This window comes from Rhodoferax sp. LB1P47 (assembly GCF_056521445.1).
The window spans coordinates 1-19232 of sequence record NZ_JBWMAU010000026.1 but is presented as its reverse complement, the minus strand read 5'-3'; the positions used below and the strand labels follow the sequence as shown (position 1 = coordinate 19232).

16 protein-coding genes are annotated in these 19232 nt (G+C 62.6%); 14 read left to right on the top strand and 2 right to left on the bottom strand.

Features of this window, described 5'->3' with window-relative positions; translation table 11 throughout:
* Positions 1 to 75 precede the first annotated feature (75 nt).
* The 14 genes from AC0969_RS18820 (at position 76) to AC0969_RS18755 (ending at position 16315) form a co-directional block, all read left to right on the top strand.
* The gene (locus AC0969_RS18820; RefSeq protein WP_479625682.1) at positions 76 to 1752 is read left to right on the top strand and encodes a M6 family metalloprotease domain-containing protein; all 1677 of its coding nucleotides are present in this window, start codon (positions 76 to 78) and stop codon (positions 1750 to 1752) included.
* Positions 1749 to 2618 (top strand): hypothetical protein, encoded by an 870-nt coding sequence (locus AC0969_RS18815; protein ID WP_479625681.1) that lies wholly within the window; start codon positions 1749 to 1751, stop codon positions 2616 to 2618. The genes AC0969_RS18820 and AC0969_RS18815 overlap by 4 nt, the downstream gene beginning before the upstream one ends.
* Positions 2615 to 3520 (top strand): ATP-grasp domain-containing protein, encoded by a 906-nt coding sequence (locus AC0969_RS18810; protein WP_479625680.1) that lies wholly within the window; start codon positions 2615 to 2617, stop codon positions 3518 to 3520. The genes AC0969_RS18815 and AC0969_RS18810 overlap by 4 nt, the downstream gene beginning before the upstream one ends.
* Positions 3521 to 3660: 140 nt before the next feature.
* On the top strand, positions 3661 to 4683 hold the full coding sequence (locus AC0969_RS18805) for a S1/P1 nuclease (protein WP_479625679.1): 1023 nt from the start codon (positions 3661 to 3663) through the stop codon (positions 4681 to 4683).
* 144 nt (positions 4684 to 4827) lie between these two features.
* Complete coding sequence (locus AC0969_RS18800; protein WP_479625678.1) at positions 4828 to 5691, top strand: gamma-glutamyl-gamma-aminobutyrate hydrolase family protein; 864 nt, start codon at positions 4828 to 4830, stop codon at positions 5689 to 5691.
* A gap of 6 nt (positions 5692 to 5697) precedes the next feature.
* On the top strand, positions 5698 to 7071 hold the full coding sequence (locus AC0969_RS18795; RefSeq protein WP_479625677.1) for a glutamine synthetase family protein: 1374 nt from the start codon (positions 5698 to 5700) through the stop codon (positions 7069 to 7071).
* Between the two features lie 15 nt (positions 7072 to 7086).
* A complete protein-coding gene (locus AC0969_RS18790; protein WP_479625676.1) occupies positions 7087 to 8484 on the top strand; it encodes an aspartate aminotransferase family protein in 1398 nt (465 codons plus the stop codon).
* Positions 8485 to 8531: 47 nt separating this feature from the next.
* Positions 8532 to 9698, top strand: coding sequence for an extracellular solute-binding protein (locus AC0969_RS18785; RefSeq protein WP_479625675.1), 1167 nt, complete (start codon positions 8532 to 8534; stop codon positions 9696 to 9698).
* A gap of 82 nt (positions 9699 to 9780) precedes the next feature.
* Complete coding sequence (locus AC0969_RS18780) at positions 9781 to 10887, top strand: ABC transporter ATP-binding protein (protein WP_479625674.1); 1107 nt, start codon at positions 9781 to 9783, stop codon at positions 10885 to 10887.
* 12 nt (positions 10888 to 10899) lie between these two features.
* Positions 10900 to 11832 (top strand): ABC transporter permease, encoded by a 933-nt coding sequence (locus tag AC0969_RS18775; protein ID WP_479625673.1) that lies wholly within the window; start codon positions 10900 to 10902, stop codon positions 11830 to 11832.
* Position 11833: 1 nt separating this feature from the next.
* Positions 11834 to 12682 carry an ABC transporter permease subunit gene (locus AC0969_RS18770; protein ID WP_479625672.1) on the top strand — a complete coding sequence of 283 codons (849 nt, stop codon included), beginning with the start codon at positions 11834 to 11836 and terminating at the stop codon, positions 12680 to 12682.
* A gap of 21 nt (positions 12683 to 12703) precedes the next feature.
* The gene (locus tag AC0969_RS18765; protein WP_479625671.1) at positions 12704 to 14176 is read left to right on the top strand and encodes an aldehyde dehydrogenase; all 1473 of its coding nucleotides are present in this window, start codon (positions 12704 to 12706) and stop codon (positions 14174 to 14176) included.
* Positions 14177 to 14351: 175 nt separating this feature from the next.
* Positions 14352 to 15392: an aldo/keto reductase gene (locus tag AC0969_RS18760; RefSeq protein WP_479625670.1), complete on the top strand. Its 1041-nt coding sequence runs from the start codon at positions 14352 to 14354 to the stop codon at positions 15390 to 15392.
* 5 nt (positions 15393 to 15397) lie between these two features.
* Positions 15398 to 16315, top strand: a complete 918-nt coding sequence (locus AC0969_RS18755) for an AraC family transcriptional regulator (RefSeq protein WP_479625669.1) — start codon at positions 15398 to 15400, stop codon at positions 16313 to 16315.
* Positions 16316 to 16605: 290 nt separating this feature from the next.
* On the opposite strand, the gene AC0969_RS18750 is transcribed toward AC0969_RS18755, so the two are convergent.
* Together AC0969_RS18750 and AC0969_RS18745 are read right to left on the bottom strand one after the other, a co-directional pair.
* Positions 16606 to 17502, bottom strand: a complete 897-nt coding sequence (locus tag AC0969_RS18750; protein ID WP_479625668.1) for a DUF5677 domain-containing protein — start codon at positions 17500 to 17502, stop codon at positions 16606 to 16608.
* An 85-nt stretch (positions 17503 to 17587) separates the two neighbouring features.
* Positions 17588 to 18733: an HNH endonuclease gene (locus AC0969_RS18745; RefSeq protein ID WP_479625667.1), complete on the bottom strand. Its 1146-nt coding sequence runs from the start codon at positions 18731 to 18733 to the stop codon at positions 17588 to 17590.
* Positions 18734 to 19232: the final 499 nt, after the last annotated feature.

Sequence of the window (19232 nt, the reverse complement as noted above, 5' to 3'; positions counted from 1 at the left end):
AAGGGGGATGCAATGGATGGCGGGGGGCCGGGGTGCGTTTATCGTCAAAGGATGCCATTGAAGAGCCCCCCCTCCATGACACGCTACTTAAACACCTGCGGCTGTGGTGCGCCTGCACGGGGGGGGCCGGGCTTTTTTGCGGTGGCCCCCAGCCCCGAGCTCAAGGCCCGGCTCCAGGCCGAACTGGCCCAGGCGCGCGGCACGGTCAGCCCGGCATTGGCCAGCGCCCTGACGCTGGCGCGCAGCCCCACGCGGCTGGGTTTTAACGATGGCGTGATTTTTCCACCCGACCAGTTCCCCGAGGGCACGCCCCCGTCCACCATCCGGGGCGCGGCGGGCGACCGGGCTCCGCTGCGCGGCGAGTTGCGGGTCATCGTGGTGCTGGCCCAGTTCAGCGACCAGGCTATGGTGCACACCCCGCAGCACTACCGGGAGCTGTTTTTCTCCACCGGCGTGCGGCCCCACGGCAGTGTGAAAGAGTATTACCAAGAGGTCAGCGGCGGGCTGGTGGACATCGTGGGCGAGGTGGTGGGCCCCTACACCCTGCCGCAGCCCCTGGCCTGGTATGCCAACGACAACTTCGGCATCGGCCGGGGCGGCGGCGCGTTTCGGGCCAACATCTTGGCCAAGGATGCAGCGGTGGCGGCCAACCCGGCGGTGAACTTTGGCCTGTTTGATAACGACGGCAATGGCTTTGTGGATGCTTTCATCGTGGTGCATGCCGGGCGCGGCGGCGAGCAAACCGGCTTGGCGGGCGACATCTGGTCGCACAAGCACGTGCTGCCTGCGGCCATGCCGGTCGATGGCAAGCACCTCTACGCCTACCTCACCTTGCCCGAAGATGCCCGGCTGGGCGTGTGCGCGCACGAAATCGGCCACTTATTGTTTGGCTTTCCGGATCTGTACGACACCGACGGCAGCTCTGAGGGCATTGGCGACTGGTGCCTGATGGCGGGTGGCTCGTGGAACGGCGGTGGCGACACTCCGGCCCACCCCTCTGCCTGGTGCAAGGTCCAACAAGGCTGGGTCGGCACGGCCAACGTCACCGCCAGCGGCCCGGTGGCCCTGCCCGATGTCAAAACCAGCCACACGGTGCACCGCCTGTGGAAGAACGGCGCGGGCGGCAGCGAGTATTTTTTGCTAGAAAACCGCCAGCGTACCGGCTTTGACGCGCAGCTCCCCGGCGCGGGCCTGCTGGTCTGGCACATTGATGAGGCCCAGCCCGGCAATGGCGATGGGGGGCCCTGCAAGGTGGTTTTGGTACAGACCGACAGCGGCGACCCGTTTCCTGGCAGCGCGGGCAATACCGCTTTTAATGCCACCACCACGCCGCATTCCAAGTCGTACGCAGGGGTCAGCACCTGCGTGTCGGTCACCGAAATATCGGCCTCGGGCCCCACCATGACGGCCACGCTGGGCGTGCGTTGCAGTGTCAAGTCGCTGGTCAAGGACCGCAAAGACCTGCGCAAAGACAACAAGGAAGTCGCCAAAGAAACCGCCAAAGAAACTGCCAAAGAGATCGCCAAAGAGCGCAAAGATATGCTGGAGCAGCGCATCGTGCGTTCCGCCCCGGTGGCCGATCCGGGCCATCTGGGCATGGCCCAGCCCTTCATCGACGCTAGCCTGCGCCCCGACCTGCTGGGCGGCCCGCTGTACGCAGGCCATGCCGACGGCAGCACCGATGTAGAGCAGCGCATGGCCGCCGGTGACCGCGATGCCAAACGGGCGTTTGACGCGCCCTCGCTACGATGACGATCCCGATGGTGGTGCCCGCCGACTGCGCTGCCTTGGCGGGTGGGCATGCAGTGGTGCTGGTGCTGGCCCATGCCAGCGATGCCGGTGCGGCATCCGTTGCGGCATCGGTGCGCAGCCTGCTTAGCGGTGCTTCCGGTGCTTCTGGCGGTTTTGCGGTCGAAGTCTGGACCGTGCGCCCCGAAAGCCTGAGTCTGGCCAGCTGGTCGCACACCGTGGACGCGTACGGCTGCGCCCGTACCCGCCTGGTGCTGCCGGGCCGCCCGGCGCTGCACAGCGGGCAAATCCGCGCCGTGTTCAACCGCATCCAGCACCTGCCCGTACCCCAGTTCAGCCAGGCCCACCCCAAAGACCGCGACTACGCCGCTATGGAATTGCAGGCCCTGGTGTTGAGCTGGCTGGCCGCCTGCGGCGACTGTGTGGTGCAGCCGCTGCGCAGCCAGCCCTGGCTGGTGCCACAGCTGCCCTTGTTGCACTGGGCCAGCGCCGCCGCCCGCTGCGGCCTGCCGGTGGCGGCACGCCATGTGGACACGGTGGCAAACACGGTGGAGCAAAGCGTGCCCGATACCGTGCCCGATACCGTGGCCGAACCCTGGGATGCCACCGTGCTGGTGGCGGGCACGCTGACCACCGGCATTCTGGCCGGGCGGCTGGGCGTGGCCTGCGTGGCCACGGCGCAAAACCTGGGCTTCACGCTGCTGGAGTTTCGCTTTGTGCGCCGGGCCGACGGGATTGCGCTGGTGGATGTCAGCCCCCATCCCGCCTTGAGCGACCTGGAAGATATCGACGCAGTGGCCCGCTATTTAGCCGACCTAGCCGATCTGGCCGACTTGGCCGAGCGTGCGCTGGTGGATGCCCCCGCATGATCCTCGTCTACGGCCTGGCCGATGACCCGCCTATCGCCTGCCTGGTGGCCGCACTGCAAGCGGCGCGCGCGCACTACCTGCTGCTGGACATTGCCGCGCTAGAGCAGGCTGCGTTGTCATTGCACCTGGGGCCCACCGGGGTGACGGGTGCGCTGGTGGTGGCGGGTGTACGCACCGCGCTGGCCGACATCCGCGCTGTCTATGCCCGCCCGCTGGAGCCCGCCGTGGCCCACCTGCCTGCATCTGCCCAACAGCATGTTCTGGCCCTGCACCGCCAACTGGTGGAATGGCTGGACGTGGCCCCGGCGCGGGTCGTCAGCCGCCCTGCGGCCATGCAGGTCAATGCCTCCAAGCCACTGCAAGCCCAGTGGATTGGCGAGGCCGGGTTTCTGGTGCCGCCCACGCTGGTCACCAGCGACGCGGCCGAGGTCCAGGCCTTCCAAAACGCGCATGGCCGGGTGGTGTTCAAGTCGATCAGCGGCATCCGCTCCATCGTCACCGAGCTAGATGCCACCTGGCTGTCGCGCATGCACCGCCTGGCCCAGCTGCCGACCCAGTTCCAGGCCCATGTGCCGGGCGTGGATGTGCGCGTGCATGTGGTCGGCCCGCAGGCCCTGGCCGCCGAAATCACCAGCGCCGCCACCGACTACCGCTACGCCCACCGCAGCGGTGCAGCTGCCCGGGTGGCGGCCACCACGCTGCCCCCCGCCGTGGCCGCCCGCTGCGTCGCCATGTCCCAGGCGATGGGCCTGCCCCTGAGCGGCATCGACCTGCGCCTGCGGCCCGATGGCCAGTACGTGTGCTTCGAGGTGAACCCCATGCCCGCCTTCAGCTACTTCGAGGCCGAGAGCGGCCTGCCGATTGCGGCGGCCCTGGCGCAGCTGTTGATGGATTCTGCATAAAAAGTGCCTCTGGCGCATATTCCATTTGCGCAGGCAGCTATTAATTTTGATGAAATTACCCGCCCGCCGCTGCGGCTATGCTCCCCCCTTGACCACTCCCTCCTATCCACGGGGTGTTGGTACCAACCAAGGGATAGCACGTGTATTTAAAACAATGCCTGGCCGCTCTGTGCCTGGCCGCCAGCCTGTTGCCCCTGCCTGTAGGGGCCTGGGGCCACCAGGGCCACATGCTGGTGGGCGCGATAGCCGACCAGCTGCTCACCCCGCAGGCCCAGGCCGGTGTACAGCGCGACTTGGGGCTGACCCTGGCCCAGGCCGGGCCGTGGGCCGATTGCGCCAAAAACGTGCAGTGGGGGCCACAGGGCTTCGACTATGTAGCCGATGAACGCTGGGCATCTCCGGCCTGCAAACGCTTCGAAACGCGGGACGGCCAGCGGGCGATGCAAGACTTCGTGGCCCGCAACTGGGACGGCTGCGGCCAGCGGCGCGACTGCCACAGGACCTACCACTTCGCTGACGTGGCTGCTGTGCATGGCCGCTACAAACGCGGCTACGTGGGGGCGCACGACCACGATGTAGTGCACGCCGTGAACGCCGCCATCGCCCAGTTGCAAGGCCAGCCCGTGCCCGCACCGTTCCGCATCGCCAGCCGGGGCGAGGCCCTGCGGCTGCTGGCGCACTGGGTGGGCGATCTGCACCAGCCGCTGCACGTGGGCGCGCTCTACCTGAATGAGGCGGGCCAGGCCATCGACCCCGATGCACCCGGCGCGGCAGAAGTACTGGAAACCCGGGGCGGCAACAGCATCTTGCTGGAGCAGGGCACCCTGCATGCGCTGTGGGACGACTTGCCCGACGGTCTGCGCGCCCACACCGTGCCCGCCTCCATGCTGCAAGCCGCCCGCGCGCTGCGCAAAAGCCGGGCGGGCCTGGGCAAGCTGGCCACAATCTGGGCCAGCGACACGGTGGCGGTATCGGCCGGGGTGTTTACCGACCTGCGTCTACAGCCCGCCACGCGGGACAAAGGCCGCCGCGTCTGGCCCGCCGATCTGACTCACCCGGCCGACTACCACGCCCGGCGCGAGGCCCTGCAAACTGCCCAGCTCACCAAGGCCGGGGCGCGGCTGGCGCAGCTGGTGAATACCCTGTACAGCCCACCCCGCTGAAAACCTTGGTTTATGCATGAAATCGGCCTCTAGCGCATATTCCAATTGCGCAAGCAGCTACAAAAAATATAGTGTTTTGTGCGGCACAAGCGCAGCGTGTCGGGTAGGATGTGACAAGACTTTTTCTTCTGGAGCCAGGCTGGCATGACCTCCACCGCAGACGTAAGCACCGTTCCAACCCGGCCCCTGGTGTGGCTGCCGCTAGACCATCGGCAAAACGGCGGCGACGACACCGCGCTGCCGTACCTGTACCTGGGCGACAAATACGCCCGTGCCGTGCGCGATGGGGCACTCACCCAGCCCGTCAGCTTTCCGCTGGCCGATGCGGCGGACATTCCTGCATTGCTGGCCCTGGTCGATGGTGTGATGCTGACCGGCTCGCCCTCCAACGTACACCCCTCCCATTTCAATGAGTCGGTGGCCAACCCCCGCCTGCCGCTGGACCCGGCCCGCGACAACCTGACCTTCGCGCTGGTGCGGCACTGCATTGCGCTGGGCGTGCCGCTGCTGGGCGTGTGCCGGGGCTTTCAAGAAATCAACGTGGCGTTGGGCGGCAGCCTGCACCAGGCGGTGCAAGACCTGCCCGGCATGCTGGACCACCGGGAAGATGCTGCAACGTCCCTGGCCGTGCAATACGGCCTGCGCCACGACCTGCGGGTCGCCCCCGATTCCGCTATGGCCCAGTGGGCGGGCGGGCTGCGCACCCAGGTCAATTCGCTGCACGGCCAAGGCATTGCGCGGCTGGCACCGGGCTTGCGTGCCATTGGCCATGCGCCCGATGGGCTGGTCGAAGCCTTTGAGGTCAGCGGCGCACCGGCCTTTGCCTATGCGGTGCAGTGGCACCCCGAGTGGCGCTGGTCCGAGAACCCTTTTTACACCGCGATATTTGCGGCCTTTGGGGCCGCGTGCAGATCACGCCAGCGTGAAAAAACGGCTTACGCAGCGCTCAGTGCCGAATGTGGGCGCTCCGTAAGTCAAAAGCAACCCAACCCAACCTCAACGGAGTAATTGCCTATGGCCGATGTCAAAAAAGAACACATGACCTTCAACGACCTGGAGAGCTGGCTCAACGAGCGCCGGGTCACCGAAGTGGAATGTCTGGTGCCCGACCTGACCGGTGTGGCACGCGGCAAAATTTTGCCCCGGGCCAAGTTCACCGAAGACCGGGGCATGCGCATCCCCGAGGCCGTGGTGGCGATGGGCGTGACCGGCGAGCTGCCGTCGCAAGGCCCGTACTACGACGTGGTCAACCCCACCGACCGCGACATGCAACTGCGCCCCGATGCATCCACCGTGCGCATCGTCCCCTGGGCCACCGACCCCACCGCGCAGGTGATCCACGATTGCTACGACCGCGAGGGCAAGCTGGTGCCGTTTGCCCCCCGCAGCGTGCTGCGCCGGGTTTGCGACCTGTACGCCGAGATGGGCATTGAGCCGGTGGTCGCGCCCGAGCTGGAGTTTTACCTGGTGGCCCGCAACACCGACCCCAACACCGTGCTGCGCCCGCCGATTGGCCGCAGTGGCCGGGCCGAAACCTCGCGCCAGTCGTACAGCATCGACGCGGTCAATGAATTTGATCCGCTGTTTGAAGAGCTGTACGACTACTGCGAAAAAATGGAGCTCAACGTGGATACGCTGATCCACGAAGCCGGGGCCGGGCAGATGGAGATCAACTTCTTTCATGCGCACCCGCTGGGCCTGGCCGACGAGGTGTTTTTCTTCAAGCGCACGGTGCGCGAGGTGGCGCTGCGCCACGACATGTACGCCACCTTCATGGCCAAACCCATCGAGGGCGAGCCCGGCAGCGCCATGCACGTGCACCAAAGTTTGGTCAGCAAAGCCACTGGCAAGAACATCTTCAGCAACGAAGACGGCACGCCGTCCGAGGCCTTCTTCCACTACATCGGCGGCTTGCAGCGCTACCAACCCGCCGCTATGGCGCTGGTGGCCCCGTATGTGAACAGCTACCGCCGCCTGTCGCGCAACACCGCTGCGCCCATCAACACCGAATGGGGTTTTGACAACCGCACGGTCGGCATCCGCTCGCCGATTTCCAGCCCCGAGGCGCGGCGCATCGAGAACCGCGTTATCGGCGTAGATGCCAACCCCTACGTGGCGATGGCCATGACCCTGGCCTGCGGCTACCTGGGCATGCAAAAGAAGATCAAGCCCAAGGCCGAGATGAAGGGCGATGCCTATTTGGCCCCGTTTTCGCTGCCGCGCAGCCTGGGCGAGGCGCTGGACCTGCTGCGCAACGAGACCGACCTGCACGACATATTGGGCAAGGAATTCATCACCGTCTACACCGAGATCAAGGAGCTGGAGTTTGAAGAGTTCATGAAGGTGATTTCGCCTTGGGAACGCGAGCACCTCCTGCTGCACGTCTAATCTGGATAGTTTGCTATGAAAAATACCATCGACACCGCACATATCCAGGCGCTGGACAGCGCCCACTTCCTCCACCCTTTCACTGATTTTCAGGACCTGAACGCACGCGGCGCCAAGGTCATCACCCACGCCGACGGTATCTACATCTGGGATTCTGAAGGCAACCGCCTGCTGGACGCGATGAGCGGCCTGTGGTGCGTCAGCGTGGGCTATGGTCGCAAAGAATTGGCCGAGGCCGCCTACCAGCAAATGCTGACGCTGCCCTACTACAACAGCTTCTTCCAGACCACCAACGTGCCCGCCGCCACCCTGGCCGCCAAGCTGGCCAGCCTGGCCCCCAAGGTGGATGGGCGCAGTTTTGAACATGTTTTTTACTCAACCAGCGGCAGCGAAAGCAACGACTCCAACGTGCGCATGGTGCGCCGCTACTGGGACCTGCTGGGCCAGCCGCAGCGCAAGGTGATCATCAGCCGGCACAACGGCTACCACGGCAGCACGATGGCGGCGGCCTCGCTCAGCGGTATGTCGGGCATGCATGCCCAGGGCGATCTGCCGATTCCCAATATCACCCACATCGAGCAGCCGTATTTCTTTGAAAACGCGCTGCCGGGCGAGAGCGTCGACGCATTCGGCCTGCGCGCAGCAGGCTGGCTAGAGGCCAAGATTCTGGAAGTGGGGCCTGACAAGGTGGCCGCCTTTATTGGCGAGCCGGTGCAGGGCGCAGGCGGGGTGATCATTCCCCCCGCCACCTACTGGCCGGAGATCCAGCGCATCGTGGATAAATACGGCATCTTGCTGATCAGCGACGAGGTGATTTGCGCCTTTGGCCGCCTGGGCCACTGGTTTGCCTACGAAAAGTTTGGCTACAAACCCGACCTGGTGACCTTTGCCAAGGGTGTGACCAGCGGTTACATCCCGCTGGGTGGCGTGCTGGTGGGCGACCGCGTGGCCAAGGTGCTGATTGAAAAGGGCGGCGAATTCAACCACGGCTACACCTACAGCGGCCACCCGGTGGCCTGCGCTGTGGCGCTGGCCAACATCGCCATCATGGAGCGCGAAAAACTGGTCGAGCGGGTGCGCACCGATATCGGCCCGTATCTGGCGCAAAAATACGGCGCGCTGAATGACCACCCCCTGGTGGCGCACGCCGAAACCTGCGGTTTTGTGGCTGGGCTGGTGCTGGTCAAAAACAAGCAGACCGGCGAGCGCTTTCTTGATAGCCTGTCGGTCGGCATGTTGTGCCGCAAGCACTGCTTTGCCAACGGCCTGGTAATGCGCGCCGTGGGCGACCGCATGATCATTGCCCCGCCGCTGGTGATGACGCACGCGCAGATTGACGAAATGGTGGCGCTGATCTTGCTATGTCTGGACCTGACGTGGCAAGAGCTGAAGGCCGCCGGACACGTTCAGTAAGTCCCTACAATATTTTTAGTTTTTCCATTTTTTTGGAGTTTTGACACATGAAACAGCAAGCACTCGTTATTGCACTTTCCGCCCTGCTGCTGGGCGCCTGCGGTAAAAAAGAAGAAGCCCCGGCAGTCGCTACGCCCGCACCCGCGCCGGTGGCATCGGCCCCTGCGGCAGCGCCTGCCAACACCGAAGAAAAGGTGCTGAACGTGTACAACTGGCCCGACTACATCGCCGCCGACATGATCGCCAACTTCGAGAAGGAAACCGGCATCAAGGTCAACTACCAAACATTCGAGAACAACGAAGGCCTGCAAGCCAAGCTGGTGGCGGGCAACAGCGGTTTTGACATCGTGGTGCCCGGTGCGGTGTTTGCCAAGTCGCAGATCGACGGCGGCCTGCTGATGAAGCTCGACAAGAGCAAGATCCCCAACGCCAGCAACCTCGACCCCGCCATCATGGCCAAGCTGGCCGGTGTGGATGCCGGCAACGAGTACCTGGTGCCCTGGGCCTGGAGCTACACCACCGTGGCCATCAACAAGGCCAAGGTCGCCAAGGCGCTGGGCTCCATGCCGCTGCCTGAAAACGCCTGGGACCTGGTGTTCAACCCGGTCTACACCGCCAAGCTCAAGTCCTGCGGCATCGCCTACCTGGATTCGCCCACCGAAGTCATTCCGCCCGCGCTGCACTACATCGGCAAAAACGCCTACTCGGCCGACGTAGCCGAGCACAAAGAAGCCGGTGCCATGCTGGCCAAGGTGCGCAAGGACATCCGTTTGTTCTCCAGCACCATGATCGACGATCTGGCCGGTGGCAAGGCCTGCGTGGGCCTGGGCTGGGCGGGCGACATGAACGTGGCCAAGGCCCGCGCCATTGAGAACAAGAACGGCAACGACATCGAAGTGCTGGTGCCCAAGACCGGCGGCCTGATCTTCTTTGACAACCTGGCCATCCCCAAGGACGCGACCCACCCGAACAACGCCATGATTTTCATGGACTACTTCTTGCGCCCCGAAGTCTCGGCCTCACTGACCAACGAGCTGACCTACCCCACGGCCAACAAGGCCAGCGTGGACAAGGTCCAGCCTGAGATTGCCAGCGACAAAACCATCTTCGTCGATGCCGACAACATGGCCAAGATGGTTTCGCCCTCTAGCCTGAGCAACGAAACCCGCGAGTCCATGAGCAACGTCTACACGCTGTTCAAGAAAAGCAAATAAGCGAATTTGAATGACAAGCCGTGCACCGTCTTCACCGGGGTGCACGGTTTTTTTATTGTTTTGATTTCTGGGATGCCCCCGTATGAACCTGCCCAAACCCCGCCCTGAAGGCTTTTTGCGCACCGAGAACCTGGTCAAACGCTTTGATGGCGTGGCCGCTGTGGACAACGTGTCGCTGTCGATCCAGAAGGGTGAGATCTTTGCGCTGCTGGGCAGTTCGGGTTGCGGAAAATCCACCTTGCTGCGCATGCTGGCCGGGTTTGAAACCCCGACTTCGGGCGCGGTCATGCTCAACGGCGTGGATATCACCAAGATGCCGCCGTACGAGCGGCCCATCAACATGATGTTCCAGTCGTATGCGCTGTTTCCGCACCTCAACATCTGGGAGAACATCGCCTTTGGCCTGAAGCGCGAAGGCATGCCCGGCGCGCAGATCAAAACCCGTGTCGATGAGATGCTGAACCTGGTGCAGCTGACCGACTTTGCCAAGCGCAAACCGCACCAGCTCTCCGGCGGCCAGCAGCAGCGCGTGGCCCTGGCCCGCAGCCTGGCCAAAAAGCCCCAGCTTTTGTTGCTAGACGAACCCCTGGGCGCGCTGGACAAAAAACTGCGCGAACGCACCCAGTTTGAGCTGGTCAACATCATTGAATCGGTGGGCGTAACGGTAGTGATGGTGACCCACGACCAGGAAGAAGCCATGACGATGGCCTCGCGCATCGCCGTGATGAGCAAGGGCAAAGTGCTGCAAATGGGTACACCCAAAGAGGTGTACGAACATCCGGCCAGCCGTTTCGTGGCCGACTTTATTGGCAATATCAACCTGTTCGACGGCCACCTCAGCGTGGACGAGCCCGACCGCTGCGAGGTCACCACCGACCAGGGCGTGGTGCATATCGGCCACGGCATCAGCGGCACGCTGGGCATGCCACTGGCGGTGGCGGTGCGGCCCGAGAAAATCCGGATTTCCAAAGACAAGCCTGCCAACGTAGCCTACAACCTGTTTTCCGGCACGGTGCGCGAGATTGCCTACTTTGGCAGCTACAGCAGCTACATCGTCGAAATGCCCGGTGGCCGCCGCGTCAAAGTGACCGAGGCCAACCAAAGCCGCCACGACAGCAGCGATATCACCTGGGACGACAAAGTGTTCTTCTGGTGGGCGGCCTCCGCCCCTGTCACGCTGACGCAATAAGGAGGTGCTGCTATGCATTTATTGAAATGGGCCCGGCTGATCCCCGGCGCACGCTTTGTGATCGGCGTGCCTTACCTGTGGTTGGTGGTCTTCTTTGTAGCCCCGTTTTTGATTTTGGTGCGCATCAGCGTCACCGACATGGGCAACGGCGTAGACCCGTTCGCGCCGCTGGTCACTGCCGCAGACGGCATCTGGCACATCCTGCTGAAGTACCACAACTACCTGTCCATCGTGGGCGATCTGGGGGATGACGGTGTGATGGTCTGGGGCCAAACCATCTACATCGAGGCCTACATCACCTCGGTGAAATACGCCTTCTGGACCACCGTGCTGTGTCTGTTCATCGGCTACCCGTTTGCCTATTTCATCGCCCGCGCCAAGCCCAGTCTGCAACCCGCCCTGCTGATGATGGTGATGCTGCCGTTCTGGACCTCGTTTTTGCTGCGCGTCTACGCCTGGAAGGGCATCTTGGCCGACCAGGGCGTGCTGAACAACCTGCTGATAGGGCTGGGTATCACCAGCGAACCCATCCAGATGCTCTACACCGACGTGTCCATGCTGGTCGGCATGACCTACGTGTACTGCCCGTTCATGATCCTGCCGCTGTACGCCAATCTGGTGAAGATGGACTTTCGCCTGCTGGAGGCCGCGCACGACCTGGGCGCATCGCCCTGGCATGCGTTTTGGCTCATCACCGTGCCGCTCAGCAAGGCCGGCATCATTGCGGGCTCGATGCTGGTGTTCATCCCCAGCGTCGGCGAATTTGTGATTCCGTCCCTGCTGGGCGGGGCCGAAAACCTGATGATCGGCCGCGTGGTGTGGGACGAAATGTTCAGCAGCAACAACTGGCCGCGTGCTTCGGCCCTGGCCATCGTGATGATCCTGTTCATTTTGGTGCCCATGGCCATCTACAACCGCTACAGCGACACCCAGGGAGAGGCTTGATATGGCCCGCTTCATCCAAAACTACTTTGGCCGCTACTTTGGCCGTTTATGGTTGGCGGCGGTGTACCTGTTTTTGTACATACCGCTGTTCTTTTTGATCGTTTTCTCGTTCAACAGTACGCGGCAAGACGGCATCTTCACTGGCTTTTCCCTGCGCTGGTACACCGCGCTGATGGGCGATTCGCGGCTGGTAGAGGGCTTCTTGCTGTCGCTCAAGGTGGCCGTGATTACCGGCACGCTGTCTACCGTTCTGGGCGCATTTGCTGCCTTTGTGTTGGTGCGCTATGTGCGGTTCAAGGGCCGCACCCTGTTTGCAGGCTTGGTCAGTGCGCCGCTGGTGATGCCCGAGGTGATCATCGGTTTGTCTTTGCTGCTGCTGATGGTGGCCGTGCAGCGGGCCATCGGCTGGCCCGACCGGGGCGCTATCACCATCGTGCTGGGCCACACCCTGCTGGGCATGGCCTACGCCACCGTGGTCATTACCGGCCGCCTGCGCGAGATGGACCGCTCGATTGAAGAGGCCGCGATGGACCTGGGCTGCCGCCCGCTCCAGGTGTTCTTTCTGGTCACGCTGCCCAACATTGCGCCGTCATTGATAGCCGCCTGGATGCTGACCTTCACCCTGTCGTTTGACGACGTGGTGATCTCCGAGTTTTTATCCGGCCCCGGCGTGACCACGCTGCCGCAGGTGATATTTGGCTACGCCCGGCGCGGCGTGAACCCTTCCATCTATGCGGCGGCGGCTATTCTGATTACGGTGGTCACCATCGGCATCATTGTCTACAGCGTGGCGATGGCCCGCCAGCAAGCCCGCCGGGCGCGCGAAATGCAAGCGGCTGCGGCTGCCTAACCCGTATCACCAGGACTCAACATGTTCAATGTCGCTGATTTAAAGCTGGATGGCCGTGCATGGATAGACGGCAAACGCGTGCAGGGCAGCGCGGTGTTCACCAAAACCTCGCCGGTCGATGGCCGCGTGCTGGCCGAAGTCACCCGGGGTGGCGAGGCCGAGATCGACCTGGCCGTGCAGGCCGCCCGTGCCGCGTTTGCCGATGCCCGCTGGCGCGGCCTGCCCCCGGCGCAGCGCAAGCGGGTGTTGGTGAAATTTGCCGACCAGCTGTTGGCCCACGCAGATGAATTGGCCTTCACCGAAACCCTGGACATGGGCAAGCCGGTGCGCTACGCCCGCGCGGTAGACGTGAACAGCGCCGCCAACTGCATCCGCTGGTACGGCGAGGCGGTGGACAAAATCTACGACGAAATCGCCCCCACCGGCAACCAGTCGCTGGCCCTGATCACCCGCGAACCCGTGGGCGTGGTGGGCGTCATCGTGCCCTGGAACTACCCCATGATCATGGCCGCCTGGAAGATCGCCCCGGCCCTTGCCGCAGGCAACTCCATCGTCTTGAAGCCCAGCGAAAAATCGCCCCTCACCGCCCTGCGCCTGGCCGAGCTGGCGCTGGAGGCCGGCATTCCCCCCGGCGTGTTCAACGTGGTGCCCGGCTTTGGTCTGGAAGCTGGTGAACCGCTGGCCCTGCACATGGACGTGGACTGCATCGCCTTCACCGGCTCCACCAAAGTCGGCAAGCGCATCCACGTGATGGCGGGCCTGAGCAACCTCAAGCGCGCCTGGACTGAGCTGGGCGGCAAGTCGCCCAACATCGTGTTTGCCGACTGCCCCGATCTGGACCGCGCTGTGGAGGCCGCCGTGGGCAGCGTGTTCTTCAACCAGGGCGAGAGCTGCAACGCCCCGTCGCGCTTGCTGGTCGAGGCCTCGATCAAAGACGCATTTTTAGAAAAAGCCTTGGCCCTGGTGCCGCGCTACGCCCCTGCCAACCCGCTGCTGCCCGACACCATCATGGGCGCGCTGGTCGATAAAACCCAGCTGGACACGGTGCTGGGCTACATTGCCGCAGGGCAGCAAGACGGTGCAAAATTGATAGCTGGTGGCGCACAGGTACTGGGCGCTACAGGCGGTTTTTATGTGGAACCCACCATCTTCGACGGCGTAACCAACCGCATGCGCATCGCCCAGGAAGAAATCTTCGGCCCGGTGCTGTCGGTGCTGTCTTTCACCGATGCCGCCGAAGCCGTACGCATCGCCAACGACAGCATCTACGGCCTGCAAGCCGCCGTGTGGACCCGCGACATCAACAAAGCCCACGGCGTAGCCCGCGCCCTCAAAGCCGGTACCGTGCACGTCAACTCGTACGACGAAGACGACATCACCGTGCCCTTTGGCGGTGTCAAGCAAAGCGGCATCGGGCGCGACAAATCGCTACACGCGTTCGACAAATACACCGAACTCAAGACCACCTGGATCCGCATCGACAGCCCGCTGTAGCCGGGCGGCTGTAGGCTCTGGACATTGGCAGGCGGTGGGGCGGGGTATTCCTGGGTTTTCCTGGGTATTCCTGTATTCCTGGCTGCAAACGCGTACCGGCATCGCACATTTGCGTACCAAATTCGGCAGCGTTTGTGCGTATCGTTACCGCACTGAACACTCCAGGACGCACCCCATGACAACCCCCATCCCCTTGCGCCAGGTCGGCACCACCGACGTGCAGATCACCACCCTCGGCTTCGGCGGCAACGTGCTCGGCAACCTGTATGCCGCCGTGCCCGACGACGTGGCCAAAGACACCGTGCTGGCCGCCCAGCAATCGGGCGTGAACTACTTTGACACCGCGCCGCTGTACGGCCACGGTCTGTCGGAGCGCCGCCTGGGTGATGCACTGCGGGCGCTGCCCCGCGAGTCGTTTGTGCTGTCCACCAAGGTGGGCCGCCTGCTCAAGCCGCATGGCCGCGTGCCGCCGCCCAAACTCAAACCGTCCGAAGGCGGCATCTTTGTGGACGAACTGCCGTTTTCGCCGCACTTCGACTTCTCGTACAGCGCCACCATGCGCTCGTTTGAAGATTCGCTGCAGCGCCTGGGCCTGAACCGCATCGACCTGCTGCTGGTCCACGACTGCGACGAATGGTCGCAGGGCGCCCACTACCGCAGCGCCCTCAAAACTGTGGAAACCGGCGCACTCAAAGCCCTGCAAGAGCTGAAAAGCGCGGGCCTGATCGGCGGCATTGGCGCGGGTGTCAACCAGTTCGAAGCCTGCGAAGACCTGATGGACCTGGGCCCGTTCGACTGCTTCTTGCTGGCCGGCCGCTACACCTTGCTGGAGCAGGGCGCGCTCGACACCTTTTTGCCGCGCTGCGTCAAAGAGGGCGTATCCGTCATCCTGGGCGCGCCGTTCAATTCGGGCATTCTGGTCACCGGTGCCACGCCCGAGGCCCGCTACAACTACCTGCCCGCCACGGAGGAGATCAAGGCAAAGGTGGCGAAGATTGAGCAGGTCTGCGCTGCCCACCAGGTGCCACTGGCCGCCGCCGCCCTGCAATTCGTGCTGGGCCACGCCTCGGTGGCCACTGTCATACCGGGTGCCAAGTCGCGCGCCGAGGCCGAGCAGAATGCCCGCTGGATGACGCTGCCCATCCCGCAAGCCTTTTGGGCCGACCTCAAAACCGCAGGGCTAGTCCGCAGCGACGCGCCCACGGGCGGCATCTAAGCCCCATGCCGCCCACCCAACGCCGCAGCACCGCCCCCGAGATCGAGCACGACCTGCTGCGCGACCCGCGCCTGGGCTACGAGGCGGGGGACGACCAAGACTTCGTGCGCTGCTTCGAGCACGGCAGCCCCACGCCGCTGGAGCGCTGGCACTGCCATGACGAGTACGAGCTGCAGCTCATTGTGGGCGCGCACGGCCAGGCTTTTGTGGGCGACTACGTCGGCTTCTTCGAGCCCGGCCACCTGGTGCTCACCGGCCCGCGCCTGCCGCACAACTGGGTCAGCGCCGACCTGCCGCCCGATGGCCTGGCCGTGCGCAGCCTGGTCATCCAGTTCCGCGAGGGCCCGCTGCGCGACGGCATGCGCGTGATCCGCGAACTAGAAGAGACCCTGCCGCTGCTGGAACGCGCCCGCCACGGCATCGAATTCTTCGGCCTCAGCGACGCCGTGCGCGAGCGCTTCTACCGTATCCGCCAAAGCCACGGATTGGCCCGCTTTGCCGAATTCACCCAGCTGCTGTGCCTGCTGGGCCGCTGCACCGACTACCGCCTGCTCTCCAGCGACTACCTGCCGGTGACCGGCTCCGATGACACCCTGTCCGTGATCAACAAGGTGGTCGCCCATGTCAACACCCACTACCTGGAACCCCTGTCCATCGGCGAAGTGGGCGGCTTGGTGGGCATGGGCGAGAGTGCGTTTTCGCGGTTTTTCAGCAAAACGACGGGGTTGACGTTTACGAATTACGTCAACCGCCTGCGGGTCAACCGGGCGTGTCAGTTGCTGATGGAGCGCGACAGCTATGTGTCTAGCGTGTGCTACGCGGTGGGGTTTAACAACGTGGCGAACTTCAACCGGCGGTTTTTGGAGGTGAAGGGGATGACGCCTACGCAGTTCAGGAGGCAGGCGGCGGGGCGGTTTGCGTGAGGGTAGCTTGAAATAAAGTCTGCTGTAACACTCAAACCATGACGTGCTTCTAACGAGGCTGTAAAAAAACCATCGTGCATGCCATCACAGTGTGTTTTGGGGGGTACTCAAACCATTCCCTCACCTCTGATCGCAGCGTACGCGCTGTTTTGATGCGTTGATTTTTCGAGCAGTGCATTTGAAAATTCTAGCGGGAGGTTTTTTTACAACCTCAACGTTGGCGTTGTCCGGCGGGCAGCACACGCCGCGCAGCGGCATCCTGCTACTGAATGTCCGCGACGAACAACTTGTTAAGCGTCATTGTCGTTCCCGTCGTCATTGGGGTCTGCTTGCTCTGAAGCAGAGGCGAAGGCAGAAGATGACTTGGTGCTCAAGTCAAGAAGTCGGGCGAAGATCTTCTCCTCTGCCGCCAAGGGGGCTTGCATGTTCTGTCGATCAAAGAAGGCAGCAAGATAGCCGCAGCCAGCATGAAGCACCGCGATAAAGATCTCCTCAAGGTGTCGAACCGTCCCAGCACGAAATGCCTCGGTGGTAGGTTCACCCCTCAAGTGCGCCGAGTAGAAGTAGCTCGCTCCGAAGGGAGATCCATGAACGATCTCGGACGACAGGGAATAAATGAGGCCGTAGGCTGCAAGTAGACGCGAGCCAGCTCTGCGACCGACAAGTTCACCAACCCGTCTGATGCGACTAGGAACATCGAGAGAGGTCCAAGAACTCTTTCCCTTGCCGCTGAACTCGGGATACTCCCGTGCGAGCGTCCCCGAGGGATCAGGGTCTGAGCGAACCTCGATCGAAAACTCGCCGCTTCCAAATTTTCTGTTGTGGTGGCGCCAGGAGGCGTAATCTACATAGCGGATAGCCCGTGCGGCGACTTCGTCCGACTCGGCCAATAGGTAGCTGGCGTTAACGAAGGACTCCACGACTGAGCGTGCGATCGGATATGCATCACGCACCGGTATGCCACGAAGCTTCGCCATCCGAAGCAGCGTTTCAAGCGATTGGCCTGCCGCCATGGCAAGAAACGTGCTTGTTCGTCGCTGACCGTCACCGAGGCTGCAGGTCAGTGACTCACCTTCGAACGTGGTTGGACCTTGCGAGGCGATGAAGAGCGAGAGGCGAAGGAACTCTTGTTGAAGCATTGCCAACCCGCGCAGTGCGTCCAGAAGCGGTAATTCCTCGGCATCCATAGCAGTGGGTCTGATGATGACGCTTAACGTCGGAGTTCACCGGCGGCCAGAGGCCGTCCGAGTGGAACGACCAGTTATACGTCCCTCAGCGCTTTTTCTCATCTGCTTCTCCGGCGGCCTTTATCTTGTTTACTGACTCGATAAGTTGAGCTATCCGATCCATGACCTTTGGATCAAAAGCCTCGACATCGGACCGAACAAAGGAAGAACTTGGAGAGATGTTCCAATGCTCAAAAGCCTCTTTGATCTGCGACCAGTCGGCGTTGGCGCCGTATGACTCGAGGTAGAACTGACCGAAGTTGATCGCGTGCTTCCGTTCCGTGCTTTTCAGTGCTTCGTGCATGAAAGACTGGCTGTAAACGAAGCAGTACTTCGCGAGCGCGATGAAAAGCGCGATCAAAACCAGCCCCTTGAAGGTGAAGAAAACTACGTGCGCCCAATCTAATTGCCTGCCCCCCGCTGGTTCCGAGAGTCCCACCATCCCAAAGTAAGCTGCGACGCCGATTCCTGATGCCAACGCCAATACGCCGCCAATTGACCAATACCCTGAAAATGACTGATATCGCTTGGCGGCACTGTCGAGGGCCGCAAGTGCCTGGGTTACATAAGTCGTTGCATTGGCCTGCACCCTCTTTAGGCTTTCTTCGGCGTACCGCGCCTTTTCCCTAGAAAAATCCTCATGGGCGAGTTGAAGTTCGACTTCCTTTTCTCGAATGCCGGCCTCCAACTTAGCGCGGTCATCTTCGAGCGCAGCCAGACGGACCCCGAACTCCCTCTCGCTTTCGCGTAGATGCTGAACGAGCTGAGCCTCTTGTTTGACTAGGCGTTTGCGATGCTCATCCAACTCCTTGGCGTACACCTCCTCGCGCTCTGATTGCTCTCGGTGCAGCGCGCGCCTGAAGTCCTCGAGCTCCTTCTTCTGGGCTTCAATCTGCATGCGATGAGCTTGCTCACGTTCGAACGCTTCTTTCTCGTTCTTGGCGAGCTCGTCCTGTCGCTGGCGTAGCTGCTGAATGAGTAGTCTGGTTCGCCTTCTTTCGTCATCTGAGACAGCGCGATTCACCAGAGGGCTGACTAGGATCAAGTTTTCAAGATCATTTGTCCCGCCCTTGCTTTGGGGCACGAGATGGTCGATCTCCAACTGATCCAGGTTTTGAACCTCCTTACCAGTCACCGCACAGCGCAATCCGTCTCGTGCAGCCAGCTTGGCCTTGATCTCTTTGTTGTTCATTCGTTGCCCTTAAAGCCCGGACGTATAACGAATAGCGTTTATCCGCCGCGCAGCGCTGCAAGAAACAGTAGCGAACTTCATACGCGGCAGATAAACCTTGTTGGACTGAACCACCGCCCGCAATGGCCGTTGGTAGTGGATAAGAGGAATAGGGGATTGCTCCAGCAATCCCTGTCGATAGCGCAAATTATGGCCCGCTTCGGGGCGCGTTTATGCGACTATTTCTGTGACGCATGCGCCAACGTCGATGAACTGTCCGGGTTTGCCGTTGCGTAGTCACTGTGCGCAGCGCCGCTTTAGCGTTGCAAGCCGCAGTGCGCACAGCAGCACCCCGAGCACCCCGCCGCAGTGCCCTGTCATTCCTCTGTGAATCCAACCCGGCACACCTCACGGCGGCCCCCGGCAATCTACGGACCCCTGCTGGCCAGGCGCTGGTAGCGAGGGCTGCCCTTTGAGTACCGCCGTAACGTGCAACTGCCCCCGTTTGCAGCACGGACAC

Bases quoted from the DNA above. Each gene is read 5' to 3' on its own strand.
- AC0969_RS18820 (WP_479625682.1), top strand. From the start codon at position 76: ATGACACGCTACTTAAACACCTGCGGCTGTGGTGCGCCTGCACGGGGG.
- AC0969_RS18815 (WP_479625681.1), top strand. From the start codon at position 1,749: ATGACGATCCCGATGGTGGTGCCCGCCGACTGCGCTGCCTTGGCGGGT.
- AC0969_RS18810 (WP_479625680.1), top strand. From the start codon at position 2,615: ATGATCCTCGTCTACGGCCTGGCCGATGACCCGCCTATCGCCTGCCTG.
- AC0969_RS18800 (WP_479625678.1), top strand. From the start codon at position 4,828: ATGACCTCCACCGCAGACGTAAGCACCGTTCCAACCCGGCCCCTGGTG.
- AC0969_RS18795 (WP_479625677.1), top strand. From the start codon at position 5,698: ATGGCCGATGTCAAAAAAGAACACATGACCTTCAACGACCTGGAGAGC.
- AC0969_RS18790 (WP_479625676.1), top strand. From the start codon at position 7,087: ATGAAAAATACCATCGACACCGCACATATCCAGGCGCTGGACAGCGCC.
- AC0969_RS18785 (WP_479625675.1), top strand. From the start codon at position 8,532: ATGAAACAGCAAGCACTCGTTATTGCACTTTCCGCCCTGCTGCTGGGC.
- AC0969_RS18780 (WP_479625674.1), top strand. From the start codon at position 9,781: ATGAACCTGCCCAAACCCCGCCCTGAAGGCTTTTTGCGCACCGAGAAC.
- AC0969_RS18775 (WP_479625673.1), top strand. From the start codon at position 10,900: ATGCATTTATTGAAATGGGCCCGGCTGATCCCCGGCGCACGCTTTGTG.
- AC0969_RS18770 (WP_479625672.1), top strand. From the start codon at position 11,834: ATGGCCCGCTTCATCCAAAACTACTTTGGCCGCTACTTTGGCCGTTTA.
- AC0969_RS18765 (WP_479625671.1), top strand. From the start codon at position 12,704: ATGTTCAATGTCGCTGATTTAAAGCTGGATGGCCGTGCATGGATAGAC.
- AC0969_RS18760 (WP_479625670.1), top strand. From the start codon at position 14,352: ATGACAACCCCCATCCCCTTGCGCCAGGTCGGCACCACCGACGTGCAG.
- AC0969_RS18755 (WP_479625669.1), top strand. From the start codon at position 15,398: ATGCCGCCCACCCAACGCCGCAGCACCGCCCCCGAGATCGAGCACGAC.
- AC0969_RS18750 (WP_479625668.1), bottom strand. From the start codon at position 17,502: ATGGATGCCGAGGAATTACCGCTTCTGGACGCACTGCGCGGGTTGGCA.
- AC0969_RS18745 (WP_479625667.1), bottom strand. From the start codon at position 18,733: ATGAACAACAAAGAGATCAAGGCCAAGCTGGCTGCACGAGACGGATTG.